At 72.0% G+C, this 15784-nt stretch carries 1 protein-coding gene (running past both ends of the window); it reads right to left on the bottom strand.

The whole window is internal to an Ig-like domain-containing protein gene (locus HSX14_RS31460) on the bottom strand: the coding sequence, 42882 nt in all, runs 14127 nt past the left edge and 12971 nt past the right edge, and what appears here is coding positions 12972-28755 (codon 4324, partial, through codon 9585, complete); reading right to left, the first codon wholly in view occupies positions 15781 to 15783. The start codon and the stop codon both lie outside this window.

The raw sequence follows: 15784 nt of genomic DNA on the forward strand, positions 1-15784 counted from the left end.
GGCCATGGCCTGGCCGCTGGCCGGGTCCAGGGCCAGCAGGCGCACGCCCTGGGCCTGGGGTTGTTCGATCCACAGCAGGTTGCCGCCCAGGTACAGCTGGGTGACGGTGGCGCCGGCCAGCAGCTCGCTGCGCTGGCCGCTGCGCAGGTCGTAGCGCCAGGCGCGCTCGGCGGAGAGGTAGAACAGCGCATCGCCATCGAAGGCCAGTTGGCGGACCTCGCCACCGAGCTGGGCGCTCAGTTCGCTGACCGGCTGGCGCGCGTCGCTGCGCAGGTCCACCAGGAACACCCGGCCGCTCTCGCTCAGCGCGGCGACGCGGCTGCCGTGGGCCGACAGCTGGCGCAGGCTTTCCTGGGCGGTGACCAGCAGGCTGCGGCGGCTGGCCAGGTTGTCCAGGGCGGCGATCTGCAGGCTGCCGCTGCTGGCCACCAGCAGCTGGCCACGGGCGATGGCCAGGTCGTTCACCGGGGTCTGGGCGAAGACGGTCTGCGCCGCCAGGGTGGAGCGCGACAGCGCCACCACCTGCTGTTGCTGATCCTGAGCGAGGAACCACAGGTCCCCGGCACTGGCCACCTGGCTGGCGGCCTGGGTGAAGGCCTGGCTCGGGTAGAGCGTGGACTGCCAGGTGCCGGCGTCGTCCTGGCGCAGCAGCTGGGCGCCGAAGTTGTCGGCGGCGACCAGTACCTGGCCGTCACGCAGGCCCAGGTCTTCCACGCTGCCACGGGTCGGGGTGGCCAGGCTGCGGCTGTCGTGCAACAGGTGGAAGCCCGCGCTGCCGGCCTGCGGACGCAGCACCAGGCCTTCGCTGCCGCCCAGCCAGAGGCGGCCGCCGGTCCACTGGGCCGCGGCCACGGGCGCGTTGCCCAGGCTCCAGTCGGCGATGCGCTGGCGGGTGGCCAGGTCGATCAGTTGCAGGCGGCCGTCGGCCAGCGCCAGCAGTTGGCCCGGCAGGGCGAACAGGCGCTTGGCGGCGGTGCCCAGCGGTACGGAGGTGCCCTTCAGGGCGGCGTCCAGGCGCCACAGGCGGCCGGCGGCATCCGACACCTGCAGCTGGTCGCCGCTGCGGGCCATGGCCAGCAGGTTCTCGCCGTTGAAGCTGGCGATGACCTGGCCGCTGGCGGACAGGCGCAGGACCTGGCCGGCGGTGAGCACCAGGAAGCCGTCGTCGCGGGCCAGCAGTTGGCGGACTTCCGCGCCCAGGGTCTGGGTGCCGGTGGCCTTGAGCTGGCCGCCCAAGGCGTCGAACCAATACAGGTCGCGGCCACTGGCACCGAGGACGCGCTCGCCCTGCACCGCCAGGTGGTTGATCGGGGCGGCCACGGCCAGGCTGCCGGCGCTGCGCAGGCCGTCCTGCGGGTCCAGCAGGGTCAGGCCGAAGCCCTTGATGCTCAGCAGCAGGTAGCGCTGCAGGTTGTCCATGGCGGCGATGGGGCCGTCCAGGCGCTGGCGCAGGCCCTGGGCGTCGTGCAGTTCGGCGCCGCGTGCCAGCCAGTAGCCGCCAACCTGCGGCAGCATCAGGTCGAAGGGCAGCCGCGCGCTTTCGCTCTGCAGGTTCCAGGCGTCCACCACCGGCGCGCTCCAGCGCTGCTCCTGGCGGTTGCCCAGCTCGTCGTCGATCAGGGCGCGCACGCGCAGTTCGCGGATGCCGGCCGGCAGGCGCAGGCCGAGCGTGCCGGCACCGCTGGCGAGCAGGCGGTCGTCCTGGTCCAGGGCTTCCAGGCTCATGCGGAAGCGGCTGGCGTCCACGCCGGAGAGGCTCAGGTCCACGCGGCTGCCGGCGTACAGCAGGCTCGGCAGGCCGGCGAGTTGCGGCTGGGGCAGTTGCTGGGCCGGCGCGACGCGCAGGTTCAGCTGCTGCTCGCTGTAGTGGAAGTCGCCCGGGAAGTAGGCGCGGGCGCGCAGCACATAGCTTTCCTGTACGGCCACCTGGGGCAGGCGCAGGCTGAAGCGGCCCTGCTGGCCGGCGTCGAGGATGCGCTGCACGGACTGGCCGTTGAAGCTCAGCAGCTCGATCTCCACCCAGGCCGGGACGTCGCCCACCTGGTAGGCCAGGGACAGGCTGGAGCCTTCGGCGAACACCTGGTTGTTGCCGGCACCGCTCAGGGTGACGGCGCTGGTGGACGGGTTGGCCTTGGTGAACAGGCCGATCTCGCGGGCACCGGCCGCATCCTGCCAGGCGTAGCGGGCTTCGCCGCTGGCGGGCAGGCCGATCCAGCTGAAGCGCTGGCGCAGGCCATTGATGCCCGGCTGCACCTGGCCCTCGCGGGACAGGGTGGCGCCACGGCCGTCGCTGCCGGCAGCGAACGCGGCGGCCAGCGGCAGGCGGGCTCCGGCGGCGAGCACAGCGCCCTGGTCGGGCGTCAGTTCGGCGGCGGCATGGGTGGCTGCAGGTACGGCCAGGTCCAGGGCCTGCTCACCCGCGTGGTCCTGCAGCACCAGGCGCAGGCTGGCCGGCGGGTTGGCCAGCAGCCAGGCGCGGCCTTGGGGGAAGGCCTCGCCCAGGTAGGCATCCAGTTCGCCCTGGTACCAGAAAGCCTGGGCGGCCAGGGGCTTGTCGGCGCCATCGCGCAGGCTCAGGTCGGCCTGGCCGAGCGCGGCCTCGGCGGCAGCGGGCAAGCCGCCGACCAGGACACCGAAGGGCAGGCGCACGGCCTTGGCGGTCAGTGCGGCAGCCGGTGCGGCGGCCACTTTCAGGGGCTCGACCACCAGGTGCTGCACGCCATCGCGCAGTTGCAGGGACACCAGGCGGCCGGCACCGAAGGCCAGGTCCTGGCGTTCGCCCGCCAGGGCGCCCAGGCGCTCGCCGTCACGCCAGGCCTGCCAGCTGTCGCCGTGCAGGTCGTCGCTCACCCGCAGCCAGGCCAGTTCGCCGTCGAAGCGGGCGCGCTGCACGCGGCCGTCGACAGCCAGCACGGTGGCATCGCCCAGGCGCCAGCCGTCGGCATCCAGCACCGGCGTGTAGCGGGCGGCTTCGGTGGCGGTCCAGGCCAGCAGGCGCTCGCCGTCGAGGGCGAAGCCCAGGCGGCCCGGCAGCGCCAGGCCGGCGCGGCGCACCAGTTGCGGCAGGCGGCTGTCGTCCAGCTGCAGCCATTCCAGGCCCTTGTCGGTCAGCACCAGCAGGCGCTGGCCGTCCAGCTGCACCTGGCGGATCTCGTCGGCGAGGCTCAGGCCCACCAGCTCGCTCATGGCGCCACCGTCGACGGCGTAGCCGCCCAGTTGCTGGCCATGGCGGACGTACAGCAGGTCGCCGCTGCCGCCCAGCAGGGTGCCGGCGATGGGTTGTTCCACGGCGGCCAGCCAGGCGCCGTCCTGCCAGCGCCAGAAGCGCAGGTAGTCCTGGCCGTCGCGGCGGACCTGGGCCGCCAGGCCGGTGCCGGTGAAGGCCAGTTGGCGGACACGGCCGCTGTCGCGGCTTTCCACCAGGCCGTCGAGGGTCCGGATGCGGTAACCGTCGCGCTGGGCGTTCTCGACCCAGGCGGCGCCCTGGGCCAGGCCCGGCAGGCGGGTCAGGTGGCCGGCCTGGTAGCCGGTCTCGATGGGCTCGCGACGGCTTTCGGCCTGCAGGTAGGCCAGCTTGGCCAGGCTGCGGTCCAGTTGTTTCTCGTGGCCGGAACGGTCGCGCAGGGTCGCGGCCAGGCGCAGGCCGGCACCGTCGAAGCGGCTGTTCCAGACCTGGCGCTGGTCGCCGAAGGCCAGGCGCGCGGCGGCGCTGCCGGCATCGGCCGGGTCGAACAGGTCGAGACTCGAGTCACGGCTGAAGTCGGTCATGCCCGCCGGTGGCGGCGCGTCGATCCACAGCTGGGTGCCCGCCAGCAGGGTGCTCGCCGGTTGCAGCAGCAGGGCGACGTCCTGGTCGATGCCGTTGTCGGCGTGCAGGTTGAGGATGCGCTGGCTGCGCAGGGTCTGGCCCTGCCAGGTGGCTTCGAGGCGCAGCACCAGCACGCCATCGGCGGCGACCTGGGGCATGGGCACGGCCAGCTCCACCACGTCGTCGCCGTCGGCGGCGCGGGTCAGGCTGCGCGCCGCCGGGTTGCCCGGGTGCTGCGGGTTGCCGGCGATGTCGAGGTTCAGGGTGGCCTGTTCCAGCTTGCGCATGCGCACCCGCACCGGGATGGTCTCGCCGGCCTGGACGTCGAGGCCGTCGGCCGGGACCAGGAAGCTCAGTTCCGGCGCGCCGCTGCGGCTGTCGTAGGGCTGCAGGGTGACGCTGGCCGGCGCGCTGGCCAGGCCGTTGAGGTCGATGGCGCGGGCCACCACGTGGATCGGCTGGGTGGCGTCGGCGGCGACCGGCAGGCGCAGGCGGCCCGGGTCGGCGAGGCGCTGGCAGGCCTGGGCGTCGGCGAAGGGATCGGCGCTGCGGCTGTCGACGCAGGCTTCGACGCGGTCGATGCCGTAGCGGTCGTAGCTGCGCAGGATGACCTCGGTCACCTCGCCACGGGGCACGAACTCGCCGTCCAGCGGCGCGATGATCGACAGCTGCGGCGGGGTGCGGTCCGGCTGCAGGTCGTAGCCCACCTGGAAGTAGCGGTAGCTTTCCTGGCCGGCCAGGCCGAAGCCCACGCGCAGCTCGGCGGTGATCGGGGTGGCCGTGGTCGGCGCGCCCGGCAGGTCGCGCAGGCGCGGGTGCGGCAGGCTCAGGCTGGCCAGGCCGCTGGCGCGGTCGAAGGTGGCGGCCTGGTAGCGGCCGTCCAGCAGGCGGACCTCGGTGCTGCGCACCAGGTCCAGGTCGCCGCTGATGGCGAAGCGCAGCTCGGCCGGGGTGCTCTCTTCCACCGGGGTCGGCAGGGTGCTGAACGAGGCCAGACCCAGGTCCGGGGCGCTGATGTCGGCGTCGAAGCGGCGGTCGACGCTGTTGCGGCCGTCGCTGGCGCGCAGCAGCAGGCTGAAGCCCTGGTACTGGCCGTTGAGGTCGAGGCTGAACTCGCCCTTCTGCACCGGCACCCAGTCGGTCTTCCAGGTCTGGCCGCCATCGGCGGACAGGCGATAGGCGAAGGCGATCTTGTCGGCGGCCTGCAGGTTGTCCTGGGCGCTGACCTTGAAGCCGTAGCGGTTGCCGGTCTTCAGGCGCACCGCCGGGCTCAGCGGGCGGCCATCCTGCAGCACGACCTGCAGGGAGTCGTAGCGCGGCGCCAGGCGGTCTTCGGCCTGGAACACGCCGTTGTAGGCGCCGGCCTTGATCAGCGTGTTGTCGCGGGCCGGGTTGCCGGCGGCGTCGCGGATACCGCTCAGGGCGATCTGGTAGAGGGCGTTGGCCTCCAGCTGGGCATCGGCGCGCAGGCGCAGCTCCAGGCGCTTGCCCTGGGCGATGAGCGGCTGGAAGCGGGCGCTGACGTCTTCGCTCGGCTGGGCGTGGGTCTCGTAGTCCTTGAACACCTTGATGACGCTGACGCCCTGGGCCTGCAGCGGCTCGTCGGCCTCCAGCACCAGCGACTGCGACGCGCCCAGGGCGCTGATCAGGCGCACGCTCGGGGCGGTGTCGTCAATGGCGGTTAGCCACTGGGCCGGGACGCTGTCGACGCGCTCGCCGCTGGATTCGCGCACGACCGAGACCTGGTACTGCCAGCCCGGCTGGCTGGGCGGGGTGACGAAGTTCAGGCCATCGTCGGCCAGGGTGAAGGCCACGCGGTTGCTGGCGGTGGGCTGGATGCCCTGGCCGGCCGGGTACCAGTGCAGGCTGAGGCCTTCGGACAGGCCCTGGGCGGCGATGTGCACCTGGGTGCCGCCGGCGTCGCTGACCACCGCACCGGCGGCATGGGCGGACTGCACCGCGTCGATGGCCAGCGGGGTGACCACGGCCAGGGCGGTGGGCAGGGTGGCGCGTTCGTCGCCGTAGCGGGCCTGCAGGCTGTAGAGGCCGGCCTGTTCCATCTGCAGGCGGAAGCTCAGCTGGTCGCCGGTCGCGTTGGCCTGCAGCTGGCTGCGGCCGAGCACGCGGTCGCCCACCTGGAGTTCGTCGATCAGGTGCAGCTGGCGGCCACGCAGCACGTAGTCGCGCGGTACACCGCTGATGCTGCGGTTGGGTTGCAGGCTGTCCAGGCGCACCTGGGCGGCGCCGAAGAAGTCCACGGCATCCACCAGCCACGGCAGGTCGATGTTCACCTCGGCGCCCTGCAGCCAGTCCAGCGGTGCCTGGCTCAGTTGCAGGCGATAGAGACCGGCCGGCTGGAAGCTCGGCTGTTGCACCAGGGCGCGCAGCTCGCGGCCCAGTACCTGGGAGTCGCTGGCGATGCTCTCGCCGCTGGCCGAGGACAGCGCCAGGCGCGCCTCGCGCCAGGCGTATTCGGCACCGGACAGGCGCAGGCCCACCGGCTCGTCGGCGGCGGCCAGGCTTTCCGGGGCCAGGCCCCAGGCGTTGTTCAGCGGTACGGCGGCGTTGAAGTAGTTGCCGCCGTTGCTCCATTCCAGCAGGTCGCCGTGCAGCTCCAGTTGCCCCAGCGAGCCCACCTCGGCGCTGCCGACGGTGATCGCGGCCACTTCACGGGCGACCAGGCGACGCTGGGCGTCCAGGTCGAGGTCGAGCACCTGCAGGCGGCCGTTGTCCAGCCAGGCCAGCAGTTCGCCCTGGCTGGTGAGCTTGCCGATGCGGGCGGGGAGTTCCAGCTCGCCGAGCACCGGCTCGCCACGGCCGCGCAGCAGGGCGGCGCGTTGCAGCACCTGCAGCCCGGAGGTGCCTTGCAGGTAGAGACGCGAGCCGTCGAGCCACAGGGACCTGGCGCCGGCCAGGCCGTGGACCTGGGTGGCCAGCAACTGCGACGGGTCGCGCACGTTGCGCACTTCCAGGCGGTCGCCATAGAGCAGGTAGAGGGCGCGGCCATCCAGCGCCAGGTCGACCAGCGTGCCGGCGGCGAGGGTCAGCTCCTTCAGCTCGGGGCCCTGGACCTGGCCATGGAACACGCGGTTGCCGGACTTGGCCAGCACCAGGTCACCGGCGATGCGCACCTTGTCGTAGGCGACCTGGCGGCTGTTGGCCAGGGCCGGCAGCGCCTGGGGCGAGTAGAGGTTGGCCAGGTCATAGACCTGCAGGCGGGTCTTGTCGCCCAGCACCGCGGCGTAGCGATCGCCCAGGGCCAGGTCGACCAGCTCGGCGGCGGCCTGCCACTTGGCCAGCAGTTGCGGCGTGCTGCCGTCGCGCAGGCTGTAGAGCTGCACGTCGCGACCATTGCCGGTGAGCAGCAGGTCGCCCTGGCGGCGGAACTGCTGGACGCTTTGCAGCTGGCGGCGGGCCGGCAGTTCGATGCGCAGGCTGGCGTCGCTGGAAAGATCGCCGGCGAAGCCCTGGTTGCTCACTTCGACCAGCAGCTGGCCGAGGCTGTTCTCCGGCACGGCGAAGCTGATGAGATCGGCGCGTTCCAGGCGGGTCTCGGCGATCTGCCGGCCGTTGACCCGGACCACGGTGGATTCGCCGAAGCCACGGCCCTGCAGGCCGATGATCTCGCCGGCGTTGTAGGTGAAGCGCTTGGCCTGGGCATTGAGGGTGCCGGCCAGGCGGTCGTAGAGGCCGGACTGGTCGATGCGCGGATCGGCCACGTAGGTCAGCGCGGCGCCACGGAAGACTTCCTGGCCGCCCTGCTTCAGGCGCAGGCCCACCGGCAGGTTGCGGTCCGGCGAGGCCACCAGGCCCGGCACGCGGAAGCGCAGCTGGTTGTCGTCGCGATGCAGCACGTCGGCCGCCGGCACGCGCTGGCCGCCCACCTCGATCACCAGGCCCTCGGCGAAGTTGCGGCCACGCAGGGTGACCTCGGCACCGCCCCGCCAGCTGGCCTGGCGCGGGGTGATGCTGTCGAGCTCCGGCAGTTGCTGGTCGTCGGCGACGAAGCCGAAGCGGTAGTCGTGGCCCAGGGTGCGGCCCTGCTGGTCGCGCAGGGCGGCGCCCAGTTGCACCTGGTACTGCTTGCCGGCCTGCAGCGAGGCCGGGCGCAGCACCAGGCGACCGACGCCGACCTGGGCCACCTGGGCCGGGACCGGGGTGCCGTCGAGCAGCAGTTGCACCAGCTGGGCGCCCTGGTCGCGCAGCTGGGCGTTGTCCAGCAGGCGGTTGAACTGCACCTCGATGGCGCCGTCGCGCGGCAGGCGGCCGGACGGCAGCGGCTGCTGGGACAGGATCGCGAGGTTCTGGTAGGCCAGGGTGTTGAGGCTGCCGCCCAGGTAGTTGCCGGCGTCGAGGCTCGGCAGCGGGTTCTCAGCCGGCGCGCCGTCCAGGTAGACGAAGGCGCTGCCGGCGTAGAGGGCCTGGCTGCCCAGGGACAGGCTGTTGACGTTGCCGAGCACGCTGAAGTAGTCGCGCAGGCCGATGCTGGCGCGGGCATCGCCGTTCAGCCACGGGGAGATGTCGAACAGCTGCACGTCGCCCTGGCCGCCGGCCACGTAGAGGGTCTGGCCGGCGAGCTGCAGCTGGCCGGCGAACAGGTCGCCACGGCTGACCAGGTAGGTGAGCTTGAGGTCGGCCACCGGGGTGGCGTCGTCGCTGCGGTCCAGGTTGAACAGCTGCACGGTGGCGTTCTTGCCGCTGGAGACCAGCAGGCGCTCGGGCGCCACCAGCAGGTCCTCGGGCACGAAGGGGTTGCCGGCCTGGTCGCGGGTGGCGACGCGGCGCACCACGCGGAATTCGCCGCTGGCCAGTTCCAGCTCCACCAGCTGGCGCTGTTGCGGCAGGGTGGCCCAGAGGCTGGCGCCGGCCAGGCGCAGGCGGCCGGGCACGCCGCCCAGCTGCTGCACGCCGATCAGGCCGAGGTCGGTGAGCTTGAGGTCCTGGCCGATGCGGTACTGGCGCACGCCGTCCTTGTAGGCGACGTAGAGCAGGTCGTCGCGGCTGGCCAGGGCGTTGATCTCGCCGGCCATGTCCAGTTCGGCGAGCTTCTCCGGCGCGGCCGGCAGGGTCAGGTCGAACTGCAGCAGCTTGCGGCCGCCGGCGACGAACAGCTGGCGATCGTTGATGGTCAGGTCGACGAAGCCGCGCGGCGACAGGCCGTTGGGCGCTTCGTAGTGGTAGGCCTTGGTCTGGCCGGCGAACTCGCGGGTGACGATCACCGGGTGCACCGGGTCGCTGATGTCGGCCACCAGCAGGCGCGCGGCGTTGCTGGTCAGGGTGGCGACGCGGCCCTGGCTGTCGAGCTTGTCGAAGCTGCCACCGGTGACGGCGTACAGCAGCTGGCTCTCGGCGCCGTCGAGGCGGGCGATGGCGGAGACCGGGCTGGCCATCTCGGCCGGCAGGTTGACCGAGCCGGTGGGGATGCCGGTGTAGAAGTAGTCCACCGGCGAGTCGGTCTGTTCGCCCGGGAACAGCTGGCTGGTGGCGGCGACCTTGGCCTTGCCGAAGCTGCCGGCGGGCGCGCGCACTTCGGCGCGGTTGCTGCTGAGGATCTTCAGGTCGCCGGCCAGGGCGCCGGCGAAGCGCACCTGCATGTAGTGGTTGAAGCCACGGCCGTGCAGGGTCACCAGGTTGCCGCCCTGGGGCGGGCCGGTCTGCGGCTGCAGGTCGTCGATCTCGATCTGCGGCAGCACGGTCATGGCGCCCTGGCGCAGGTAGGACAGGCGCTGGTCGATGCGCTCGACCTTCACCGCGAGGCTGGCGCTGATGCCGGCCATCTGCAGGTCCGGCACCTCGACGCGCAGCTGGGTGTCGCTGAGTTCCAGTATCTGCTGCGGCTGCAGGCGGGTTTCGCCCAGCCACACGGCCAGCTGGTCGGCGGCGACGCCGAAGCCGCTGCCCTTGATCACAGCGATCTCGCCACCGGTGGCGTGGAAGTAGTGCAGGCCCGCGACGCCGGCCGCTTCGCGCTGGACCTGGGTGACCTGCGGACGGATGCCGGTGAGGCGCTCCAGCTGCAGCACGAAGGCCTGGCGCAGGGCGTGGCCGGCCAGGTCGGTGAGCGCGGTGCCCACTTCGATGCGCAGCGCGCCCTGGTAGTCGCCCTTGAAGGCGATCTGCACCTGGCCGCCACGCAGGGTGTTGGTGCCGGTCATCTCGAAGGCGCCGGCCGGCAGCGCCTGGCCGCCCTCGCCCAGCACGCGGATGGCCTGGGCCAGGTGCGCCGGGTCGGTGTTGATCAGGTTGTTGAAGGCGATCCGCACCGATTCGCCGCTGCCGAGCACCGCGCCGTTGCCCGGGGTGGCCGAGGCGACGGCGAGGTAGGGCGAGGTGTTGATCTGCACGCCCTTGCCGTTGCCCTGCATGACCTGCCCGCCGACGCTGAGCAGCTCGCCGCCGGTCTTCTGGTTCTGCCAGTAGATGGTTTCGTACTGGCCCTGGGCATTGGCTTCCAGCAGCAGGTAGGTGTCGCCGGTGCCGACGCTGATCAGGCCCTGCTGGACCTGCAGGGTCGGGCGGCCGAGGGACGCGCTGATGGAGTCGCCGGAGACGGTGCCGCGCTCGATGGCCTGGACGCGGTAGTCGAGCTTGTCGCCGAAGTCCTTGAAGGTGGCCAGGTGCAGCTGCTTGTCGCGCAGGAACAGCACGTACAGCTGGCCGTTGAGCCATTGCAGGTCCACCGGCGCGCCCAGCAGGTCGGCGCGCAGGCTGCCGTCGAAGGGAATGCTCGGCAGCGGCGCCTGGGCACCCAGTTCGTTGCGGCCCAGGGGCAGGAAGCGCACGTAGCCGGTGCCCAGGTCGTTGGCGGCGGCCACGGCCAGGGCGCCACGCTCGCTCTCCACGGCCAGGTCGAGGGCGCGGTGGTTGGGCAGGGTCAGGCTGGAGACCAGCAGCGGGCGGCCCAGGTCGTTGACGTCCACCACGCGCACGCCGTCGCGGTCGTTGGCCATGTACACCAGGCTGCCCAGGGTCTCCAGGCCCAGCACCGGCTGGTCGAGGCGCAGCTGGGACAGGCGGATCGGCCGTTCCCACAGCCCGATGTCGTAGATCTCCAGGCCGGCCGGCATCAGGAAGCGGTTGGAGCTGGTGGGCGCGGAGCCCGCCTTGACGCCGACGAACAGGGTGTCGCCCACCACCTGGGCGGCGCCGATCTGCATCGGCGGGTAGTTCGGCAGCACGATGCCCAGGCCCTGCGGCAGGGTGTAGGACAGCGCGCCGACCTTGACCTCGCGGGTGCTGGCGCCGCTGGGGATGCGCAGGAAGACGTCGTAGATGTCCGGGTCGATCACGCCCGGCAGGATGAAGTCGAAGTCACGCTGGGTCTCGACGTCGTCCTGCAGGTCGATGGCGGCGCGGCCCGGCTCTTCCACGATGGGGCTGCGGCCGGTGTAGATTTCGGTGGCGCCATGGCGGGCACGCAGGACCACGCGGGTGCCCGGCAGCAGCACGTCGGCGGACGCGTTGATGCTGACGAGGGTGCCGCCCTTCTTGCTCGCGGAATCCGGGCTGATGCGGTACTTGACCTGGTCCAGCGCCTGCTCGGCGCCGATCACCAGGGCGCCCAGGTAGTCCTCGCGCAGACCGCCGTCTTCCAGGCGCAGGTGCCACTGGCCGGGGCCGAGGGGCAGCATGTCGAGGGCGTTCGGGGCGATTTCCAGGCGCTCGGTGCTGACCCACTGCAGGGCCACCGGGTACTGGTTGACGTAGCCCTTGACGGTGCTGGAGAAGCCGCTGCCGTTGATCACCACGCGGTCCTGGGCGCCACGGTGGAAGCGGGCGTTCTCCAGGTTGCGGATACGCGGCTGGGTGGCGCCGGCGGCGGCCACCTTGAAGTCCACCTGGTACGGCGCCCACAGGCCGCCGCCACGCAGGTTGCGCGCGGAGGCCAGCTGCAGGCGCAGGCTGGCACCGGCGGCGGGGGTGAAGCGCAGGGTCACGCGGGTCGCGGACTGGCCGTCGCCGCCCACGGCCTCGACGCTCGGGGCCGGCAGTTCGCGCTCGCCGTTGCTGATGTCCAGCAGGCGCAGGGCGCCCGGGGCACGCAGGGATTCCAGGGTCACCGGTTCGTTGAAGCTCAGGCTCAGGGCCTGCTCGCTGGCCGGGATCACACCGCCCTGGGCGACGCCGGCTTCCAGCACCAGGGCGCCGGGCAGCTCGAGCACGGTCAGGCCCTGTTTGCCGGAACCGGCCACCAGGCGGTTGTTGAAGAGGTCCAGGGCTTCGATGCGCTCCTGGTTGCCGGCGGAGACCACGCGCGGTTGCAGCGGCTGGGCCAGGTCCAGCACCACCACGCCGCTTTCCGCCGAGACGAACAGCAGGTTGCCGGCCATGCGCAGGGCGATGCCGCGGCCGGCGACGGCCTGCAGCTGCTTGTCGAGGGTGACCAGCACGCGTTCTTCGGGCTCGTCGCGGTTGACGATCTCGACGCCGCGGCCGCCTACGGCCACCACCAGGTAGCGGCCGTAGACCAGCGCGTCCTGCGGGTTGGCGGTGAAGCTGTAGACGCGGGTCTGGCTCGGGTCGAACAGGTTCAGGCTGCGGATCTCGCCTTTTTCCAGGTCGATGGCCTTGGCCAGGGTCTCGTCCCAGCCCGGGCAGTTGGCCCACTTGGCGCCCTGCACCAGGCCGCCGCTGAGCAGCCAGCCGTTGTCGAGCTTGAGCAGGCCGGCGCCTTTCAGGCCATCCGGCGCCGCGACCCGCACCGGGTCCTCGCCGTCCTGGTAGTTCAGCGCGGCCAGGCCGAGGCCGCTGGAGCCGCCGATCTTGAAGGCGCACAGGTCGCTCTGTGGCGGGTCGACATCCACCGAGGCGGTGGCGGCGAACAGGCCGTCGCCCTGCTTGACCAGGCGGCTGACGAGGCCGTCGAGCTTCTCTTCCTGGATCACCTGCAGGCCGTTCTGCTCGTCCAGGTTCAGGCGGGCGACGCCGCCATTGCCGCTGGCGATGTAGAGGCGCTTGCGCCAGGTGTTACCTTCCCACTCGCGGGTCGGGGCGATCTGCAGGGAATCGAGGCCGAGGGTGAAGTCCTGGGCGGCCTGGCGGTCGAGCAGCTCCTGCTCTTCCTCGGTGGGCTCCATGACGCCACTGGCGAGGAAGCCGTCCGAGAGGCGCTTGGAAATGGCCATGGCCTGGGTCTTCAGGGACAGGCGCTGGGCGTCGCTCGGCAGGGCCGGCGAGCCGCCCACCAGCAGCGGCTTGGCGGGGTCCTGCACGGAGAAGGTGGCGGCGCGGTAGTTTTCCGGCAGCCAGCCGCCGGCGGCGAGTTTCTGCTGGCCGTAGCCTTCCACCATGAGGCCGCCGTTGCTCACGGCGACACCGGTGTCGCGGTCGATCCACAGGTCGCTGGGGAAGATCAGCGAGGGGTGCAGCTCGGCCAGCTTGCGCAGGCCGTAGCCGAAGCTGCGCTCGCCGTTCAGGCGGGCCTGGTTGCCGTAGCGGTCTTCACCCAGCACGTCCACCTTGCCCGGGGCGCCACGCGGGGTGGTGACGCGCATGCGGCTGGTGGAGAGCACCTGGATGCGGCCCACCGGCAGGCCGCCGAAGCGCACCTTGAGGCCGTCCATGACGCTGTTGCCGGGTTCGAAGCCGTCGCCGCTGATGGTGACGCTGGTGTCGCCTGTGATCGGCCCCCAGAGCGGCGCCAGGGCGTCGAAGCGGATCGGTGCGTCCACCAGCAGCGCACCTTCGAGCACGGCCTGCTGCCAGAGCCCGTCGCGCAGCACGGACAGGGTCAGGTTGTACTGGCCGGGACGCGGCATGGCCGGGACGCTGACCTTGAGCACGGCCGGGGCGGTGTCGCTGTCGCGGGTGACGCCTTCGATCTGCAGGGCGCGGTCACCGGCGAAGAGGCGCACCTGGGCCAGGTTGGCCGGGATGCCGCGGGCGCTGACGGTGATCAGGCTGGTGGTGTTCTGGGCGATACGACGCGGCACCACGGCTTCCAGGCTCAGGGTGTCGTCGCGGGCGCCGCGGTAGGTCAGGCCGACGCGCTGGTCCTGGGCCAGGCGCTGGAGCACGACGATGTCGCGCTCGGACAGCGGCTTGACCGAGGCGATTCCGGCCTTGGCCAGCAGGGTCAGGCGGTCGCCGGCCTTGAGGGTGTCGGCGACGCTGGCGGCCAGGGTCAGGCGGGCGTCGTTGTTGAGGATCTGCACGGTGGCCGGCAGGGTCTCGCCCTGGGGCCCGAGCAGGCTGAACAGGGCGGCGTTCGACGGGTACAGGTCGATGGCCTTGTTGAAGCGGGCGATGACCTGCAGGCTGCCGTCGACCTGGCGATCGAGGATGCCGTTGCGCGGGTCGACGGTGTGCAGCTTGAGCACCACGTCCGGCACCACCTGCAGCACGCTGCCCTTGGCGTCGACACCACCGGCGTGGGCGGCGTATTCGCTGGCCACCACGCTTTCCACGGTGCCGCCCTCGGGGGCCTGCATGCTGCGGCTGGGCTGCGGGCGCAGCGGGTCGGTGACGTCGATGCTGAGCACGCCCTTGTCGCCCCGGGCCACATAGAGGGTGTTGCCGTTGTAGTCGAGGTCGTAGACGTAGCCGATGTCGTTGACGCGGGCGACCACCTGGGGACGGTTCGGGTCCTGCAGGTCGACCACGGCGACGCCGCTGGCGCCGGCGGCCACGTAGGCGTAGCGGCCCTGGAGCACCACGCGGGTGCCCGGCAGGTCGAGGTGGCCGAGGCGCTGCAGACCCTGGCCGCTGCTCTGGCCGTAGACCTGGAAGCCGCCGCTGCCGTTCTCTTCCTTGCTCAGCAGGCGGTTGTTGGGGAAGTCGAAGGCGCCGCCCACGGTGACCAGCAGGCCGCTCTCGCCGGCGGCGGCGTCGCGGGTGGCGACGTCGAGCATCGGCATGCGCGGGTCGCTGGCCAGGCTTTCCACCAGGTAGGTCTTGTTCGGCAGGAAGGCGTCGACCACGCCCAGGCCTTCCTCGCCCATGGCCAGCAGCACGCGGGCGTTGCGCACCCGCAGGCCGCGCACGGCGCTGGAGGGCAGTTCCAGCGAGCCGATCAGGGTGGTGCGAGACGGGTCGAGGCTGTCGAAGGCCACGGTGAACAGCTGCGCCGCGTCGGGCTTGCCGCCGGCCAGATGCACGGCGGTGATGTAGACGCGGTCGGAGCCGCGCTCGAAGTAGGGCTCGACGCCGACGGCGATGTAGCCGGACGGCAGGCTGATGGCGGAGATGACGCGGTCGTCGCGGCCATCGCGGTTGCGGTCGATCAGGCGCAGCAGGTCGTCCGGGTTCAGCGGCTTCTGCGGGTCGGCGGTGTAGTTGCCGGCGTTGAGGTCGTAGACCAGCACGCCGTTGCTGCCCTGGGCGGAGAACAGGTAGCTGCCGCTGGGGTCCAGCGCCAGGTCGTAGACGCGGCCCTTGTCGCGGATCTGCGATTGCGGCGGCTGCTGGAAGGTGAAGGACTGCGCCAGGGTGCCCTGCTGACCGTTGGCCAGGCGCACGCGCACATCCACCGTGCCGATGGGGCCGGGCGGGGTGATGACTTCCAGGGTCTCGCCGTCGAGCACCTTGAACTGCTCGGCGAGGATGTCGCCGAAGCTGACGGTCATGGCGCCCAGTTCGCTGCGGAAGCCCTGGCCCTTGATCAGCACGCGGGTGCCGCCGTTCAGCGAACCCTGGGACGGCGACAGCGAGCGCAGCAGCAGCGGCTCGACGAACTGCACGGCGCCGACGCGGGTGGCCTTGCTGCCGTTGCCGGCCACCACTTGCAGGCTGGCCGGGCCGGGCAGGCTGGCCGGTGCCTGGACGCGGTAGCGGGCGCTGCCGTCGGGCAGGGATTCGGCCAGGGTGCCGGTGGCGGTCTGGCCGGAGACGGTGAACTGCGGCTGGCCGGTGACGCCGGACAGGCGCACCTCGATCTCGCCGCCACCGACGTCGAGCATCGACGGCCGGCTGTCGAGGATGGCCACCTGGGCACCGCCGGCCAGGCCGCTGCGGAAGTGGATGGCGTGTTCCATCAGG

The organism is Pseudomonas tohonis (assembly GCF_012767755.2).
In the GTDB taxonomy this organism is placed as follows: Bacteria; Pseudomonadota; Gammaproteobacteria; order Pseudomonadales; family Pseudomonadaceae; genus Metapseudomonas; species Metapseudomonas tohonis.